15 protein-coding genes are annotated in these 17,637 nt (G+C 51.5%); 7 read left to right on the forward strand and 8 right to left on the reverse strand.

Annotated features, from left to right (window positions below):
• The first annotated feature begins 73 nt into the window (after positions 1 to 73).
• Positions 74 to 2,128 carry a PAS domain S-box protein gene (locus tag EVJ34_RS11925; RefSeq protein ID WP_131485760.1) on the forward strand — a complete coding sequence of 685 codons (2,055 nt, stop codon included), beginning with the start codon at positions 74 to 76 and terminating at the stop codon, positions 2,126 to 2,128.
• A 202-nt stretch (positions 2,129 to 2,330) separates the two neighbouring features.
• On the forward strand, positions 2,331 to 3,314 hold the full coding sequence (gene guaC / locus EVJ34_RS11930; RefSeq protein ID WP_131434477.1) for a GMP reductase: 984 nt from the start codon (positions 2,331 to 2,333) through the stop codon (positions 3,312 to 3,314).
• Between the two features lie 33 nt (positions 3,315 to 3,347).
• On the opposite strand, the gene EVJ34_RS11935 is transcribed toward guaC, so the two are convergent.
• The 3 genes from EVJ34_RS11935 to EVJ34_RS11945 all read right to left on the reverse strand — a co-directional run bounded on the left by EVJ34_RS11935 (position 3,348) and on the right by EVJ34_RS11945 (position 7,963).
• The gene (locus EVJ34_RS11935; protein ID WP_201739945.1) at positions 3,348 to 3,776 is read right to left on the reverse strand and encodes a GNAT family N-acetyltransferase; all 429 of its coding nucleotides are present in this window, start codon (positions 3,774 to 3,776) and stop codon (positions 3,348 to 3,350) included.
• Positions 3,776 to 4,636: an MBL fold metallo-hydrolase gene (locus tag EVJ34_RS11940; RefSeq protein ID WP_131485762.1), complete on the reverse strand. Its 861-nt coding sequence runs from the start codon at positions 4,634 to 4,636 to the stop codon at positions 3,776 to 3,778. Before EVJ34_RS11940 ends, EVJ34_RS11935 begins: the two co-directional genes overlap by 1 nt.
• 144 nt (positions 4,637 to 4,780) lie before the next feature.
• A complete protein-coding gene (locus EVJ34_RS11945; protein ID WP_131485763.1) occupies positions 4,781 to 7,963 on the reverse strand; it encodes an EAL domain-containing protein in 3,183 nt (1,060 codons plus the stop codon).
• Between the two features lie 152 nt (positions 7,964 to 8,115).
• Between EVJ34_RS11945 and EVJ34_RS11950 the strand changes: the two genes are divergently transcribed.
• Positions 8,116 to 8,427, forward strand: coding sequence for a hypothetical protein (locus tag EVJ34_RS11950; RefSeq protein ID WP_131434471.1), 312 nt, complete (start codon positions 8,116 to 8,118; stop codon positions 8,425 to 8,427).
• Positions 8,428 to 8,468: 41 nt separating this feature from the next.
• On the opposite strand, the gene EVJ34_RS11955 is transcribed toward EVJ34_RS11950, so the two are convergent.
• Complete coding sequence (locus tag EVJ34_RS11955) at positions 8,469 to 9,461, reverse strand: LLM class flavin-dependent oxidoreductase (RefSeq protein ID WP_131434469.1); 993 nt, start codon at positions 9,459 to 9,461, stop codon at positions 8,469 to 8,471.
• A 276-nt stretch (positions 9,462 to 9,737) separates the two neighbouring features.
• On the opposite strand from EVJ34_RS11955, the gene EVJ34_RS11960 reads away from it, so the two are divergent.
• Both EVJ34_RS11960 and EVJ34_RS11965 read left to right on the forward strand, forming a co-directional pair.
• Positions 9,738 to 11,114, forward strand: a complete 1,377-nt coding sequence (locus EVJ34_RS11960) for a YjiH family protein (RefSeq protein WP_236634519.1) — start codon at positions 9,738 to 9,740, stop codon at positions 11,112 to 11,114.
• A 73-nt stretch (positions 11,115 to 11,187) separates the two neighbouring features.
• Entirely contained in the window at positions 11,188 to 11,847 is a 660-nt protein-coding gene (locus EVJ34_RS11965) for a C39 family peptidase (RefSeq protein ID WP_131485764.1), read from the forward strand.
• On the opposite strand, the gene EVJ34_RS11970 is transcribed toward EVJ34_RS11965, so the two are convergent.
• Positions 11,835 to 12,644, reverse strand: coding sequence for a hypothetical protein (locus tag EVJ34_RS11970; RefSeq protein ID WP_131485765.1), 810 nt, complete (start codon positions 12,642 to 12,644; stop codon positions 11,835 to 11,837). The genes EVJ34_RS11965 and EVJ34_RS11970 overlap by 13 nt on opposite strands.
• Before the next feature lie 96 nt (positions 12,645 to 12,740).
• Here EVJ34_RS11970 and rluF point away from each other — a divergent pair, with 96 nt between their 5' ends.
• Positions 12,741 to 13,451 carry a 23S rRNA pseudouridine(2604) synthase RluF gene (gene rluF, locus EVJ34_RS11975; RefSeq protein WP_021067926.1) on the forward strand — a complete coding sequence of 237 codons (711 nt, stop codon included), beginning with the start codon at positions 12,741 to 12,743 and terminating at the stop codon, positions 13,449 to 13,451.
• Between the two features lie 30 nt (positions 13,452 to 13,481).
• Here the strand turns inward: rluF and EVJ34_RS11980 are convergent, their stop codons facing one another.
• Positions 13,482 to 13,916 carry a hypothetical protein gene (locus EVJ34_RS11980; protein WP_131485766.1) on the reverse strand — a complete coding sequence of 145 codons (435 nt, stop codon included), beginning with the start codon at positions 13,914 to 13,916 and terminating at the stop codon, positions 13,482 to 13,484.
• A gap of 34 nt (positions 13,917 to 13,950) precedes the next feature.
• Positions 13,951 to 14,370: a hypothetical protein gene (locus EVJ34_RS11985; protein ID WP_131485767.1), complete on the reverse strand. Its 420-nt coding sequence runs from the start codon at positions 14,368 to 14,370 to the stop codon at positions 13,951 to 13,953.
• Positions 14,371 to 14,483: 113 nt separating this feature from the next.
• Here EVJ34_RS11985 and EVJ34_RS11990 point away from each other — a divergent pair, with 113 nt between their 5' ends.
• Positions 14,484 to 14,810, forward strand: a complete 327-nt coding sequence (locus tag EVJ34_RS11990; RefSeq protein ID WP_131434456.1) for a hypothetical protein — start codon at positions 14,484 to 14,486, stop codon at positions 14,808 to 14,810.
• A gap of 48 nt (positions 14,811 to 14,858) precedes the next feature.
• Here EVJ34_RS11990 and EVJ34_RS11995 read toward each other — a convergent pair whose 3' ends face one another.
• Positions 14,859 to 17,480, reverse strand: coding sequence for a S8 family peptidase (locus tag EVJ34_RS11995; RefSeq protein WP_131485768.1), 2,622 nt, complete (start codon positions 17,478 to 17,480; stop codon positions 14,859 to 14,861).
• Positions 17,481 to 17,637 lie beyond the last annotated feature (157 nt).

A 17,637-nucleotide genomic window follows, 5' to 3' on the forward strand; every position in this document is an offset into this window, starting at 1 on the left:
TAAGAATGTTGTACTATAAGAATGTTGTACTATAAGAATGACGTGTCAAAATTAGATAGAAACGAGGAACATTATGCGCGCCGATCAGACAATCCACCACCTTTCTTCTATCCTGCTCCAGACGTTCGATAAAATCTCGGATTTTGTGTTCTTCATGGAAGTAGATGATTCCGCCTATCGCTATGTATTCGTGAACGAACCGGGAAAACACGCCATCGGTTGGACAGACGCTGACGTCGGAAAGTCTGTCGGCGACATGGTTCCTCCCGAAACGGCCGAACTCATCATCCACCATTATGACGAGGCGATTCGCGCACGAAAGAGTATTGTTTATGAAGACTATCGTCTCACTGATTCGTTCTACTCGGAAACACTCGAGTACCAAGATGTGATGTTGTTGCCACTTCATTATTTCGAATCTGAAGTGACACCGGTATTTAACGAATCCGGTGCCTGCACCCATATCATCTCGGTCGTCCGGGAAGTGACGGAGCGGAAACGGCGTGAGCTCGAGCTATCGATTTTACGTGACCAGCACGAATCGTTGCGCCGTTACTCGCCCCACGGTATTTTTGTGCTCGACCCGGAGCTTCGGGTCAAATCGATCAATCCTGCCGTCACAACTATCACCGGCTATGGCGAGGCCGATTTCATCAACCGTTCGTTCCTCGACTGGCTACCGGATTCGGAACAATCGCTCGTCTGCGAAGGACTGCAGTTCGCTTTATCCGGAAAACCCCACAAGTACGGGATCACGGCACATCAAAAGACGGGTGCTGCGCTCGACCTTGCCATCTTGAACATCCCGATTGAGGTAGGCGGCAACATTACCGGCTTATTTGCCATCATCATCGACCATACACCGGAGAAAAACGCCGAACGGGCTCTACAAGAGAGCGAACGCCGCTATCGTCAGCTCATCGAGACGATTCCAGAAGGGATTATCGTCCATAAAGACGGAATCGTTTTATATGCGAACGCTTTGGCGTTAAAGACGATTGGAGAGACAGATGTCAAAGGTAAATCCATCTTTACTTATGTCGCTGTGGAATATCATGAGTCGACAAAAAAACGCCTTGCCACCTTGCAACTTGGCGATTCCGTACAAGATACAGAAATCGTTCTTGTCACGCCTATTGGTCAGCACTTACATATGGACCTCGGCAGCTTATTGATCGATTATGAAGGAATGACCGCGGTGATGACTGTGGTTCGTGATATGACCGAGAAGCGGGAGATGGAACGAGCGTTACGTCAAAGTGAGATGCAATACCGGTTGATTACCGAAAATATGAGTGATCTCGTCTGTATCCTCGAACGTGACGGACGTGTCCGTTACGCCTCGCCGTCCCATCAGAGCGTACTCGGATATGCCCCCACGTTCTACGAAGGAAAGAACACACTCGATTTCATCCATCCGGAGGACGTCTTGGCCACGAGACAGCAGCTCAAAGTGATGACGGAAGGTAGTGAACCGCTCACGCTCGAGTTTCGTCACCTTCACCATGATGGCAGATGGATTTGGCTTGAGACGAAAATTCAAGCCATCTATAAAGACGCGACGTTGCTTCACTATTTGACGGTCACTCGTGAGATCATGCAGCGGAAAGTACTCGAAAAACAATTAAAGCACTTAGCCTATCATGATCCGTTGACCGTTCTCCCGAACCGCCGTTACTTCCTGGCGTATTTGGAAGAGGCGCTCTCGAGAATCGATGAGGACGATGAAGAATTGGCTATCCTCTCCCTCGATATCGATCATTTTAAACAAATCAATGATACGCTCGGACATGATATTGGAGACGAACTGCTTCGACAGTTCTCACATCGCCTTACACAGACGCTGCGTAAACAAGACATCATCGCGCGCTTCGGCGGCGATGAATTCTCTGTGCTGATTCGCTATACCAATCCGTCAGCACCTGACCTTGTCGCCGAAAAACTAATCGCCTCGCTTCAACACCCGTGGCAAATCGAAGGGCATACGTTTACCACGACGTCGAGTGTGGGCGTCGCGTGTTATCAATCTGCTGTGACAATAAAACGCCTACTCAAACAAGCCGATCTCGCCTTGTATGAAGCAAAATTGAACGGCCGAAACCAATACGTCATTTTTCAGGACCGCTGACAAGCGGTCTTTTTTCACGTGAAACATTAATATTTTCGGACTAAACACGAACATTATTAATGAAAAATGGGTTATTATATCGTAAAAATACGATTATTTACTATATCCCTTTGACTTTCAGCAGAATATACGTTACATTACCGAATGGGCGAAGTATTTTTAGTCAAATCAATAATAATGTTCGTAAATAGGGGTGTATACAATGGATAAAGTGTTTGATTATGAAGATATTCAATTGATTCCTGCAAAATGTGTCGTCGATAGTCGTTCTGAATGTGATGCAAGCGTCACACTCGGTGGCTTCACGTTCCGCCTTCCGGTTGTTCCGGCCAATATGCAAACCATCATCGATGAGAACGTGGCACTCTCGCTTGCCGAGAACGGTTACTTCTACATCATGCATCGCTTCCATCCCGAGACGCGACTGACGTTTATCGAAGACATGCATGCACGCGGTTTGTATGCATCGATCAGTGTCGGTGTGAAAGAAGATGAGTATCGGTTCGTCGAGATGCTCGCCGAAACGGGACATACGCCAGAATTCATCACGATTGATATCGCGCACGGCCACTCGAATGCAGTCATCCGGATGATTCAACATATCAAACACCACCTTCCAGGCTCGTTCGTCATCGCCGGCAACGTCGGTACACCGGAAGCGGTCCGGGAACTTGAACATGCCGGGGCGGATGCGACGAAGGTCGGGATCGGACCAGGTAAAGTGTGCATCACGAAAATCAAGACAGGCTTCGGCACGGGCGGTTGGCAACTCGCTGCGCTTCGTTGGTGTGCCAAGGCGGCGACAAAACCGATTATCGCGGATGGGGGCATCCGGACACATGGGGACATCGCCAAATCGATTCGATTCGGCGCATCGATGGTCATGATCGGCTCGTTGTTCGCCGGCCACGACGAATCTCCAGGTGAGACGTTCGAGCAGGACGGGAAGCTGCTCAAAGAATACTTCGGTTCGGCTTCTGAATTCCAAAAAGGGGAACGGAAAAACGTCGAAGGCAAGAAAGTGTTCGTCGAGCATAAAGGGGCGCTCCAGGACACGTTGACTGAGATGGAACAAGACCTCCAATCGGCCATCTCCTACTCGGGTGGGGACAATCTAGATGCCTTGCGCACCGTCGATTACGTCATGGTAAAAAATTCAATCTTTAACGGGGATAAAGTATATTGAATTGAAAAAAGGCGACTCGCGCGAGTCGCCTTTTTATAACTGCTTCGTCATCATATAGTAGTCCGATCCCGGCGGATAATCATGGAGCACGCCGGCGACTTCATAGCCGAAGCGCTCATAAAACGTCTTCGCTTGAAAGGAGAACGTCGTCAACTTGACGCGCGTCGCCCCGAGTTCACGGGCCAACCGCTCCCCTTCCTCGAGCAGACGGCTCCCTTGGCCTGCTCCCACATGTTCTGACGCGACCCATAATCGGTCAAGATCGAACCAGCCCCAATAGACGCTCCCGAACAACCCCGCGATCATGTCCCCGTCCTGCTCCACTTTCAATTGGACGACCGGGACATCCGTATTTCGAATCTCGCGGTGGTGGAGCGAATGAGCGTCATTGAACGTCCGCAATCGATTCGTCAGTAATTGTTGAAACGCCTCGTCTTCATCATGAATCCGTTTAATCTCCATTATGCTTCACCGTTTGAACCGTTCACAAAGAACGAAATCAGTTCTTCCTCTTCTTCGTCGACCTTGCGCTCCGTCAAATGTTCGTACTGAGCGGTTATCAACTCTTTATTTCCTGGGAAATCAAGGGTAATCCGGGCCAAACTCCGTAATACGTCGCGATCTTTTTCGTATTCGGGACGAGTCACGACTTGACCGTGGGACCAAACATACGCCTCGGCATCGAACTGGTCGAGTACGTCTAACAGACGAAGCGTCTGTCCCGGTGTCATCCGCCAAGACGGTGCGTAAAGGTTCGCATACAAGGCATCCCCTAAAAACAACACTTTTCCCTCCGGCACATAGGCCACGACTGCATCGGCGGCATGATCTCCACCGACATGCTTCAGGAGGACGTGGACCCCACCGAGGTCGAGCGTGAGCGTATCTTCGAACGTCACGGTCGGTAAGACGACTCGCATCGATCGGTCCTCACCGTACTCGAGTTGAATCGCCTCCGCGCAAAATGCGATCTCACGCCCATCCTCGACCCGTTCAGCCAACGCCACATCGTCCCACGAATAGGGTAGCAGTCGCTCGATCCCTGCCTTTGTCGCCGTGCTCGCGATGGAGACGGTGTCCGTCAGCGCTGACAATCCGAAAATATGGTCCCAATGCCAATGCGTCAATGCGACGAGCGTCGGACGTTTGATTCCTTGTCCGGCCAAAGCATCTAAAAACAAGTTCGTATGTGCCTCGGAGTTTCCCGCATCAATCATGAGCGTATGCGTATCGCCGACAACAGCTCCTAAAATCGGACGATCGGTCTCGGCGACGGGGGTCATATACCAAAAGTGGTCAGAATGTTGTTTCAGTATCTGCATATCCTTGCTCACTCCTTTCTCCATCATACATTCAACGTTTCATACACATCCCGTCCATCGTTGACGCGTGTTCGGTGAATGTCGTCTTCCCGCTCCCCGGTAACCTTTCAATCAACCATAGTTTACTCATTTCCCATCTCCTTTTCAGCCCTCATGATATGAGTCGTAAACGTAGTATCCGTCCCCACCGCAGCTTTTCGCGACATACATCGCCGCGTCCGAATGGTGGATGATCGTGTCGAGCGAGGTTTGGTCCATCTTAGAGTAGGCGACACCGACACTGGCAGACAATCCTAGTCTCAAGCCGTTCCCGACCATCATTTCCTGGGAAATGATATGGTTCAACTCACAAAACTTGTTTGGATCGAGCGCTTCTGGCTCCGCTTCGGTGACGATTAAAAACTCGTCGCCCGCAAATCGATACGCTTTCCCTGAAACCGTTTGGCTGAATGCGCGAATTCGTTTCGCCGTCTCGATGAGCACTTCATCCCCAATCAAGTGACCATAGGAATCATTCACTTGTTTAAAATCATCCAAATCGATAAACAGGAGGGCGACCGCCTGTTTCCGATTCATTTTCTGTCTCAAATCGGTCATGAGCGAATGACGGTTCGCCAGCTTCGTCAGCCCGTCTTGGGTAATGAGCTCGATCACTTCTTGATGTTTGCGTTCACGCCGAATCTCGTTTTCCATCCAACGGGTCACGAGCATGATTGTATCGGTCATCTCGTTGATCGTCACCGAATCGGCGACATCGTCCAAGCTCCCTTGTTCAGCTAAAAAGACAATCCATCCGAACGTCTTCCCTTCATTCGCTAGAGGCAGGCTGACCATCGAGGCAAACTCGACACCTTCAATGACGAGTTCGTTCCGGTCCAACTTTTGATGACCGATCGTCGTCAAGGCGTGCAGTTGCTGCAATTCGTCTCTCTTCCAATCGAGTTTGCTTTCCCCATCCTTTGATAAGATGCGATGTGTGGACTCCGTCGAGAAAACAAGCGCGTGGGAATACCCGATCCATTCACGGAGCACCGTCTGGATCCGTTTCAATTTATCGCTGAACGGTTCGTGGATGGCCGTCACTTCATAGAGTGACTCGAGTGTCTGTTGACGCCGGGTTTGCGCCCGCGCTTGCTCGGTCAATTCGATTTCCGCCATGATCCATCTGGCGAAATCTTCGAGTGTTTGCAGGGCCTCGGCATCGAAGCGACGCGACCGTTCGTCGGTCACGCATAACGTCCCGATGACGTGACCGCTTCGCGTCAAGAGCGGCACACCGGCATAAAAACCGACTCCTTCGAATAACGGGCTGACTGTCATCGCCTCGAACGTTCGTACATCCTCGATGACGAGCGCTGATTTTCCTGTCACGACACGATCGCACAACGTCCACTTCCGTTCCACGCTCGGACTTTCAAGCGCGACCCCTTGGCAGGATTTAATCCATTGTTGATCTGTCGTCAAAATCGAAATCAGTGCGACCGGCATGTCCAACGTGCGGGCAACAAGCCGTGAAATCCGGTCGTACCGTTCTTCTCGCGGGGTGTTTAAAATTTCAAGACGAAGAATCGTCTTTAACCGTTCGGCCTCCGTCTCATCGAGTGACGTCATCAGTAAGGTTGGGTCAGGCTGTTCGTGACGTAGTGCCGCATGTTGCGCGACGAGCGCTTCAAGCGCCTGCTTGAGTCCAGATGGCAAAAGGGGGCGACTGAAGAAGTATCCTTGGACTTCATCACATCCGAGCTGATCAATCGTGCGATACTGCACCTCGGTCTCCACACCTTCAGCCGTGACCTCTAAATTCAATTTCTTGGCGAGTGAGACGATCAGTTTGACGATCTCGTACTCTTTCAACCCGTTGTCTTGATCCAATTGATTGATGAACGAACGGTCAATCTTGATGCCATCGATATCAAACATCTTCAAGTAGTTGAGCGATGAATAGCTGACCCCGAAATCGTCAATTAAAATCCGGAACCCTTCCGCTTTCAAATAATCCACCGTTTGAATGCCGAGGAGCGGTTCTTGCATGAGCGTATGTTCTGTGATCTCAAACTCGAACTGCTCCGGGAGCAGCCCATATGTCGAGAGGATGGGCAGTAGCTGCTTCATATAGTCTTGGCGGAACAATATCGGCGAGACGTTGACTGCGACACGCCGTCCTTCAAACAAGTCGGGCTGATCGATCATGTCACGACAGACCCGGTCCAAGACGAACTCGGTAATGTCCTCAATCAAAAGTGACTTTTCAGCAATCTTAATAAACGTTTCCGGCGAGACGTTCCCAAGTGCCGCGCTTTGCCAACGTACGAGCGCCTCAAAATGAACCATCCCGTCCTGACACCTGACTTTCGGCTGATAGACGACGCTCAGTTCACCCGCCTTCAATCCTTTGGCGAGTTCCATCTCAATCGTCATCTCATCGATATAGTGCTGCACGTAATCATCTTTCTCGTACACTTTGATGATTTGTTTCCCAGCCTGCCTCGCTTCGAGGAGCGCCGTCGATGCGTTCATGATGACCCGGTCAGCATCCTCGATCCCCGCGCTGATGCCGAGACAGCCGGACAAGGCGAATTCCGTCTCGGCAACTTGGTACGTGTAGTCGGCAATGGCCGCGAGCAATCGCTCCCCATGGATCGTCGCCGTCTCAATTGATGTGTACGGCAAGACGACGATAAAATCTTCCCCGTCGACGCGACCGATGATCGAGCCTTTCGGCAATAGATTCGACAAGTGCCGAGTCATCTCTTTGATCAAGCGATATGACTGTTCCACGCCTTGGAGGGATAAGATAATCTTGAATCGATTGATGTGTAGGCGCATGACGCTCGTCGCTTCCGTTTCTTGCCGAAGGAATAACTTCTCAAGCTCGAGTTTCACTTTCATCAAGTTCGGCATTCCGGTCAAGTAGTCGATATTTTCGATACTGCTCAACAGTTTCATTTCCGCCTCTTCCGATAAATCGGTCGTCAATCCGAGGACGTACCGGACCTCTCCAGCCTCGTCCTCGAGTGGCATGAGCACGGATGAGGCGAAACGGGCCGTATTGACGTCAATATTCATTTTCGATATGAAATACACCGGTTCGTTCGAGGCGACGACCTCGTCATAATGCATAATCAGCTCGTTGGCGACCTCGGCCGCATACATGTCGTGCAAGTAACGTCCGCCTACGTCGTCCGGAAGCGAGGACGCCAGTTTCCCCTGTTCACTGACACGCACGTAACGATAACCGTCAGGCGTCACTTCCATCAAAAACACCATCCGGTATAGATGAACGAAAACATCAAACAAGTAATGCGGATCAATCTTCATCTGCTGCATACTGTACCTCCAGCCAATCTCCGTTTCTTCTAGTTTAGTTGTTTTAGACGATGTTGTTCACGAAACCGTTCAAAAAAAGGGAAAACATTTTTTAAGGTGTACGGGAAAACGGGTATAGATAGGTAAAAGTCGCAAAAGCGAGGTGAACCATCATGCTCAGTCGAAACGTCTATCCACAGACACGCCCAGGGAAATGGTCGGTCCTCTTGTTGCTCGCTGTGTTCTCTCTCTTAATCGTTTTTGCCCTTATCGTCCAATCGGGTCAACCGTTCAATCTCGACACGCTATTTGACAACGGGTGGGCTGCCGTCGTATCGATCTTAGCTATCGCCGCCGCGTTTGGTGCGTTTATCGTAGGACTCTATACCATCTTCCGCAACCACGAACGCTCGGCCGCCGTCTTCTTTACCGTCTCGATTGGCGGGCTTGTCGCCTTGTTCGTCCTCATGCAACTGTTTCTTTAATCAAAAACGCACCTATCCATTTTAGGACAGGTGCGTTTTGGTCAGAGAAGCTCTTTCGCGAGGAGACGATAGACGTTCAGTCGACTCTCTTGTGTATGTTGGATGCTGCAAATCATCGCCTCATCAAATCCATAATGGGCCGACTCTTCTTGCAGTTGTGTCGCAATCTGCTTCGGTGTCCCGACAAGATGAATCTTCCGGTTGTTGGCGATTTGAATCTTGTCGATCTCGGTGAGCGGATAATCGCGCGCTGCCTCCGGGCTAAGCAATTGCCGGAGCTGGCCCTTCATCAAAAACAGGCGCGACAAATCCGACGGGCGGGCCAAATACTCGGCCTCTTCTTCCGTCTCAGCCGTCGTGACGAGATACGTCACGCTGATGTCCGGCTTCTCCATGAATGCGGACGGGGTGAAGTGATGACGATACGCATCGAGCGCAGCGACGCTTAACTCCCCATTAAAGAACTGAGCGAACGAATAGCCGAGCCCCATCCGTCCTGCTTGGATGGCGCTGTTCCCGCTCGACCCGAGGAGCCACGCCTCTGGAAGCGTCACTCCGGTCGGAGCGGCCGGCGTATTCTTGTACCACCGTTCGTCTGGTGCTTCATCGTTGATCAGTTGCAACGTCGTCCCGAGTTTCTCATATAGACCGTCCATCATCGGCTTTTGACCTTGCGACATCGCGTAGATGGCGTTAGAATCCCCGCCCGGTGCCCGGCCGACCCCGAAGTCGATCCGTCCCGGCGCTAGCGCGCTGAGCGTCTTGAACACTTCCGCCATTTTGAGCGGCGAATAGTGCATCATCATGATCCCACCGGATCCGAGACGAATCCGTTCTGTTTTCGCCGCGATATAAGCCGCAACGACTTCCGGTGCCGAGCTCGCGAACGACATACCGCCGTGATGTTCGGCCATCCACATCCGGTAATAACCTAGTTCCTCTGCCACTTGGGCGAGTTCGACCGCACTTTGCAGCGCGTGTTCTGACGTATGGCCAGATGTCACTGGCGCTTGATCGAGTACACTTAATCTCATCTGTATCGCTCCGTTCTTAAAGTATATATGGTGAATATCTCGAATTTGTAAGACTCGCCGTCATCATACTAAAGTGAGCACGAGAATACGAGCAGTTCGCTCGTGAGAGCGTTCTCTTTTTTTCAGAAAATTGCAACGAGTTGTTGCCTGCTACGTATCCTCTTCTCTATAATGAACGAGAAGAAACTATTCTTTTATAGCGATTCATTCAAGCATGATGGGGACATGCAAGTGAAGCGCGCCAACTACTTTTTTCGGGGAAAAGGGGTAAAAAACATGAATCAGACACCAAACAGGCCTGGTCAAGGCGGGCCGATGTTCACATCCTGGGATTATTTTAAGTTCATCTTTCCATCACTGATTGGTACTTTATTCTTCATCGTGCCTGTCCCGACCGAGGACGGATTTACGATTCCGGTCGCACTCTTGTCGAATCAGCTGATCGACCTCATCGGCGGGACCGTTCCGACGCTTGCCGTCATCATGATGGGCATCTCGGTGCTTGGGTCATTGTGGACGTATTTGGCTAAACCGGCGTTCATTTTAGAGCGACCGCACTTCAATTCACTGTTCAACGTCACACCGTTCTGGTTCGGGATGCGAGTCGTCGGTTTTATTGCCGGAATGATGACGCTTCTCGTGATTGGACCGGAGATGATCACATCCGAATTTACAGGCGGACTCTTGTTGTATGATTTGATTCCGATTTTATTCGCGACGTTTTTATTTGCCGGGATGTTGCTCCCGCTCCTGTTGAACTTCGGGTTGCTCGAATATGTCGGGACGATGCTCACTAAAGTGATGCGTCCGCTCTTCAAACTTCCAGGACGGGCCTCGCTCGACTCGCTCGCATCTTGGGTCGGAGATGCGACGATTGGGATTTTGTTAACGACGAAACAATATGAAAACGGCTACTATACAAAACGAGAAGCCGCCGTCATCGCCACGACATTCTCCGTCGTCTCGATCACGTTCACCATCGTCATCTTATCGTATATGGAGCTCGACGCTTACTTCTTGCAATACTACGGCGCGATTGTCTTATCCGGGATTGTCGCAGCGTTGATTATGCCTCGAATTTATCCGTTGTCGAAAAAGGCGGATACACCGTACGAAGAAACTGAATTAAAACCAGAAGAACCGGTGCCGGCTAACGTGAAGATGCGCACATGGGCGTTGCGCCAAGCACTCTTGAAGTCTAAATCGAGCAAAGGGGCCGTCGCCACGCTCAAAGACGGTTTCCAAAACGTGCTCGACATGTGGCTCGGCATCTTGCCGGTCGTCATGGCGGTCGGGACGATCGCGCTCGTCATTGCAGAATATACGCCACTCTTCACGATTCTCGGTAAACCGTTCGAACCGATTTTGATGTTGCTCCAAGTTCCGGAAGCCGAAGCCGCGGCCCAGACGATGGTCGTCGGGTTCGCCGACATGTTCTTGCCGGCTGTGCTCGGAAGCGGGATCGAGAGCGAGTTGACGCGGTTCGTCATCGCCACGGTATCGGTCACGCAGCTCATCTTCATGTCAGAAGTCGGTGGATTACTCCTCGGGTCGAAACTGCCGATTTCATTCTTTGACCTCGTCCTCATCTTCTTGCTTCGGACGTTTATCACCTTACCAATCATCGTCGGGATTGCCCACTTGGTCTTCTGACGTCACAACGCCTCTTCTCATCGTTTCCTGAGAAGAGGCGTTGTTTGTATACTAAAGAAAAAGGAGGTACGTCATGGAACATCATTACGCAGGTCAGCTCGAGCTCGCGAAAAAAGGCTATGCCGGCATCGTCGACCCTGTCGCTTATGTGAACGACCGCTATCATGGTCATTGGACGGTCAAGAGCGAGAAACACATCAGCGGGGTTCCGGTGTTACTTCAAAAAGCGTTCAACGGCGGCAAGAACAATTGTACGCTTACCTCGATGACGGCCATTTTTCGCTATTACCATGACCTTGGCTATGAACGCATCCCTGAGGACGTGATCGAGATTCAACGAGATGCGCGTGAGATTGCGCTCGCCCATCAATTTAAAGACGAGAAAGGCACACCGCCGACACGAATCAGTACAATCGTCACAAAACTGTGGGCCCATTACGGCTACAACGGGCACAGCAGCTCACGTTATTTATGGAAATGGTCGACGTTCGAGCGTGAACTCGCGGCAAACCGTCCCTTCATCTTGAATATGGCGAACGGTTTTTATAAGAACCATTCTGTGACTGGAATCGGGTACATCATCTTCCGCAAACCCGGCTTTCCCGACGTCATCTTGCTCGAGGTGCTCGATAACCGGTCACGTGATATTCGCTATATCGATTTCAACGAGTTCAACTTTTGGGGCAGCATCACGCGCGTTCATCCGCCAAAGCTTGACGTTCAGCCGAAATAATGACGAGCGCTCGCCTCGATTGCCGCTCCGATTCGGATGAGATGCTCCCGTTTCGCATACGAACCATGGTGGAGCCCGAACGCATTTCGACCGTTCCCGAGACCGACGAACACTTCGGACGGTTTGAAATGTAACCCGATCATCGGGATACCGAGCGTCGCATGATAGCCGAGTTCGAACCGGGCACTCGGATACGCCTCGACTTCCCCTTGATCTGTGAAACCCGGGAACACGGCGCAGTTTTCTCGCCCAAGGACGATCACACGGGACGGATTGACATGACGTATCGTCCGTTCGAGCAAATCGAGCGATGTCGGGTGCTCCATCCATTGACGTCCCGTTCGCAATTGACCCATCTGACCCCACGTCGCATATTTGAAGAAGTCGACATGGAGCGCAGACCCGTCGTAAAACGAGCGGCCCATCCCTTCAAGCATGGCTTCGAGCTTCGCCCCTCCCGGTTTGCCGAACCAGCTCGTCGTCGCCCGTCCGGCCTCGAAGTAAGTCGCGGCGTAGTCAAGCGTCGCTTCGAGCGCACGTTCATCTTGTAAGTAGACATCGAGTGATTCATCACGCCAATAGAACTTTTGTGACTCTCCTCTACGAACGGTCCCTTCCCGTTCGAAAAATTCGCCGCGTGACGGATTCGTCCCGATAGTGAGCCACTGTTTCTCTGTCGGCCTCCCGTACCATAAGACCGGGGATGCCCCCTCAATCAGCTCCGTCTGAAACGACGACGTCATGAGCGCTTGTTGAAATCGAATCGCATCTTGCAATAGCACACGTGCCTGATCCATCGTGCCACATCCTCTCTACTCGGTCGTTTCCCGCTTTCAGGCACATGTAAAATACGTTATAGTGAGAGGACGAAGCCAAAAAAAGGACGTGGATCTATGCGTATCAATAAATTCATCAGTGAATCCGGCAAGGCGTCCCGCCGCCAAGCCGACCGTCTCGTCGAAGAGGGACGGGTCACCATCAACGGGAAGAAAGCGAAAATCGGCGACCAAGTGAACCCAGGAGACGAAGTGCTCGTCAACGGTTCGGCCGCCCGCGTCGCCCGAAACAACGTTTATATCGCCGTCCATAAACCGGTCGGCATCACGAGCACGACCGAGAAGAAAGTTAAAGGCAACTTGGTCGACCTCGTCAATCACCCGCTCCGCATATTCAATATTGGTCGCCTCGATAAAGATTCGGAAGGGCTCATCTTGATGACGAATGATGGCGATATCGTCAACGAGATTCTTCGCGCCGAGGGCGAGCACGAGAAGGAATACATCGTCTCGGTCGATAAGCCGATCACCCCGGAGTTCGTCGAACAGATGGAAGCCGGCGTCAAAATTCTCGGCCAGAAGACGTTGCCGTGTAAAGTGCATCAGCTGTCGAAGTTCGATTTTAACATCACGCTGACGCAAGGGCTCAACCGCCAAATCCGTCGCATGTGTGAAGCGCTCGGCTACGAGGTATACCGACTTCAACGCGTGCGCGTCATGAACATCACGCTCGGCAAGCTCCCGCCCGGACAATGGCGCGATCTCTCGAAGAAAGAGCGCGAGCAGTTGTTCCGCGAATTGAACTACGAACCGAAAGAATGGTATTAAAACAAGCCCAGACGCTTTTGTCTGGGCTTGTCATCGTTCATAGAGTGATGCGACGTGGTCGGTCTCACGAAGAATGAAACGTTTGAGCTGGGCGCTCAGATCATCGAGTTGCCCCATCGTTGTCTTGAACTTGAAGACTGCATGGAGATGGTCGAACGGATCGTGTGGCCACTCGTCATGGATGAAGACGTCGACTTGAATCGTGCCTGTCCGATCAATCCGCGTGAAGGTGAGGTTGATTTTTTGGTAATCCGCATCCGGGTCCACTAACTGCCAAATCACGGGTTCCTTCCCCCAGGTGTTATTGAATCCAGCAATCGAGTCAATCAGTTCTTGCAGTGTCTCGTCCTGCATATATACATCTTGAGTGCTCGAACAGACGGATGCATGGAGGTAAAGCCTAATCTGATAAAACAGTTCGGTCTCATCCATCCAAATTCGTTCCATCTCGAATTGGGTTTTCATTCTCTATACCTGCCTCTCGTGTAACGCGCTTTGCTTACTCCGGACGAAGCGATTCGACGAGATCGGTTTCGCGTGCCAAGAAAGCCGACAATTGTCGCTGCAACTCATCCATCTGACCCATCGTCGTCTCGAACGAGAACGTCGCCTTCATGTCCCCGCCATCGCCTTTCATTTGTTCAATATCGACATTGACCCGAACGGTCCCTCTCGCATTCGCAAGTTCGAACGTCAAGGAGACGTGGACGAGCGGAACATCGAGTGTCCACGTCTTGGGCGACTTCCCATTTCGTGCATTGAACGCGGATAACATAGAGACGAGCGCGTCGATATCGGATGCGGTGACATACTCGTCCACCGTGACCTCGCACCATTTTGCTTTTAACGTCAATGCCACATTCATCTCGCGCGCATCCTCCCAAACGCGTCTCATCTTGAACTGTTCGACCATAGCCATCCCCCACTCTCATTTCGACTATATCATGTCGTTTCAACGAAATCCGTCAACTTTTCACCAAAACGGGAATAGACTTATACAGACGATTTTGAAACGAAAAGAGGTGAATCGTCATGAATGGCGCCTTGTTCCCTCGCACCTCAATCGGCAAGTGGTCGATTATCCTCATCGGCTTGTTCCTGGCCATGTACGTGCCGTTCCTCCTGCTCGATAACTTCGATACGACCTTTCATTCGACGCTTTGGAGCGACAACGCCGCGAACATGCTTCGGCTCAGCTATATGACCACGTTCTTCGTCCTCGGGCTCGGAGCGTTCGTGACCGGGTGGTGGGCCATCTTGAAACAAAAAGAGTATGCCGTGCTCGTCTTCTTCGCGGCCGTGCTCGGCTCCGGACTCTTCATTTTATTGGTCATGGAGCTCCTCGGTATCATCGAGTAGAAGACAAAACAAGGAGTTCGCCGTGGCGGACTCCTTGTTTATGATGGTTTAGCGGACGAAGACGTACTTCGTTTGACTCACGTGACCTTTTGCATCCTCGATGTGTACCGAGAGACGCTCCCCTTTTTTGAGGGTGCGTGTCTTCGTGACGAATGTACCTGTAAGTCCGGTCGTCCCTTTTCCGATGACGCGGCGCTTCGCGTCGCGGACGATGACCGTCATCCCGGCGTCCCCACGTCCTGTCACTTGCTTCGCATTCGCTCGAGGGGTCGAGACCGTCGGGCGTTTCGCACGGGCACCTTTCATAACAAGAAGACGCTCGCTCGAGACGAACTTCCCATTGCTATACACAACACGGAGCACCGTATCTTGTTTTTGAGCCCCAATCTTCAATGCGACACGAGCTTGTTTCGACGTGCCTGTCGCCAGACGTTTCTCACCTTTATAGACGGTTACTTTTGTTCCACTCTTCACACTAGCAGCAAACACTGTCGAATTATCACGAACCACACTAGGCTTAGCATTGAGGCTTAGCATCGACGCTGCGTGATGTACGTTGACCTTACCGTAGCCACTGATGTAGTCATAGTTGAACGGAAGTTCTTCTTCAGGATCATCCATGAAGTAGTCCAGTCCGTCTTCATAACTGATTCCGCCTGGCGCATCCCCACCTGAGAAAGCAAGGGGTTCCGCTGTTCGATGGAGCAACTGACGTACTTCTTCCACTTTGAGCGTCGGGCGGGTCGACAACAATAATCCCACGACAGCTGAGACGTGCGGGGTCGCCATACTCGTCCCGTCCATATAGACGACATTCCCGTTCGGAATAAGACTCGCGACTTTCGTTCCTGGCGCTACGACATCGACACCGCGGCCATAGTTCGAGTAATCCGAGACGATACCGAACGTGTTGGTTGCGCCGACTGAAATCGTATATTTCGATGAGGCAGGGTACGAGAGGTTTGAATCTCCCTCGTTTCCAGTAGCTGCTACGACGACGACGCCGCGGTCATAGGCGTACTTCAGCATATAACCGATTGTTCGACTCTGACTTCCGCCAAGACTCATGTTAATGACTTTGGCACCTGCATCGACGGCATATTTAATCCCAAGCGCGATTTGTTCTGTATCACCTGAACCGCTCGCGTCGAGCACTTTGACCGGAAGAATCGAGACAGCCGGCATGATTCCGCGCATCGATGTCCCGTTGTTTTGAATGGCACCGATGACACCGGCCACGTGTGTCCCGTGTCCATGGTCATCAAGGGCACTCCCTTCCCCGTTCGGGTCGACAAAGTTTTTCTCATTGGCGATATCGACACGCCCTTTGAAGTCAAGGAGGCGATAATCGACACCTGTGTCGAGTACAGCTACTTTGACCGATCGAGCCGGTAAGTTGAGCGACTCGAATCCATCAAGTCCGATTCCAGCCTCTTGGAACGGCTGCAATACTGACTTCGGGTTGAGTGACCATTGATAGTCGTAGCTTGTGTCGGCCATGAACGCTTGATACGTTTGGACCGGCTCAATGAATTCGACGTTCGCATCACGCTCAAGCGTCGACTTGGCCGTCGCCTGCGTTTTCGTGCTCGCCGCTTCGACATCGACGACCGCGAAGTGGTCACCCGGACGGCCGAGGTCTACCTGCTCCGCCGAGACGTTCGACAATGCGTTGATCTTGCCGATGGACTTGCTCGGTGACGACTTATATTTGACGATATAACGCGGGGCGTCATCGATTTCAATTGACATCCCGAACTTACCCATCACGTCTTGAAGCGGCGTATCGGCAAGTGCCTCGGTGCCGAGTGTGGCTGCTACCTTGTTTACTTCTGTTTGCAACGCTTTCGGGACGTTTGTCATCACGAACGCCTGCAAGCTCTTGATGGCAGCCTCATCTGCTTTCGTGAGCGTGTACGCCTTACGGTCGACGAGCGCGTTCATAAGCGGCTGTAACGTCTTCAAATCATTGTACGCTTGTTGGCGTTTGGCTCCATCTTTCACGATCGCTTTGATCAAGTATGGTGACGTGCGATAGTACAAAGCAGCCAAATCGTTCCCAGCCTCAGACTGTGATAACACATCCGTCTGAATGCGACGGATGAGTTTTAACATCGAGTCGCGCTCCGGCGTCGGATTCAAAATTGACTCAACCGCGCACATGCCAGCCTCGGTCTCGATGTTCTCGTATTTAACCGGCAATTTGACCGGGTTGTAGACGAGCTTGATGTCAGACGCGGCGGCTTCTGCCTCTTCTGTCATGGGCAGATACTCGACTTTGATGTAGTAAGGGCCTTCCCATGCATACGGAAGACGAATCGTCGCCGTCTGCTGTTCTTCTTCTTGTGTCGCACTCGCTCGATACGGCTCGAACGTCTCATCTTTCGCTGCCAGATCGGCGCTCGGATAGACCGAGATGTTCGCGAGTTTTGTTGACTCAAACTGGATTTCCATATGTGTCATCGATGACGGGGCGCCCCGTTCCATTTTGAACCAGTATGTATTCGTGGCGTCTGTCCCCGTTTCAAACGTGACTTCCACTCCTGGGCTGAGCGTCTTCGCCTCTTGCATGCCCGCTCCGGCGTCCGCACTCACGTGGGGTGGAATCAAGGCCAAGACAAGCATAAGCACCGTGACAACCGATAAAATTTGTTTCCATGTTGCTTTCATCTGTTTTCCTCATTTCTATATGTCCAAAGCTTCAACCGACGGATCCGTCAATTCATGTATACGTGATAATGGCTTGAAGGTTCCAACAATTAACTACAAAAAATCACTTAATTTCATTATTTTAGGAAATGAGTATTTTGTCTATCTCTAATCTATT

Source organism: Exiguobacterium sp. SL-9, assembly GCF_004336985.1.
Lineage (GTDB): Bacteria > Bacillota > Bacilli > Exiguobacteriales > Exiguobacteriaceae > Exiguobacterium.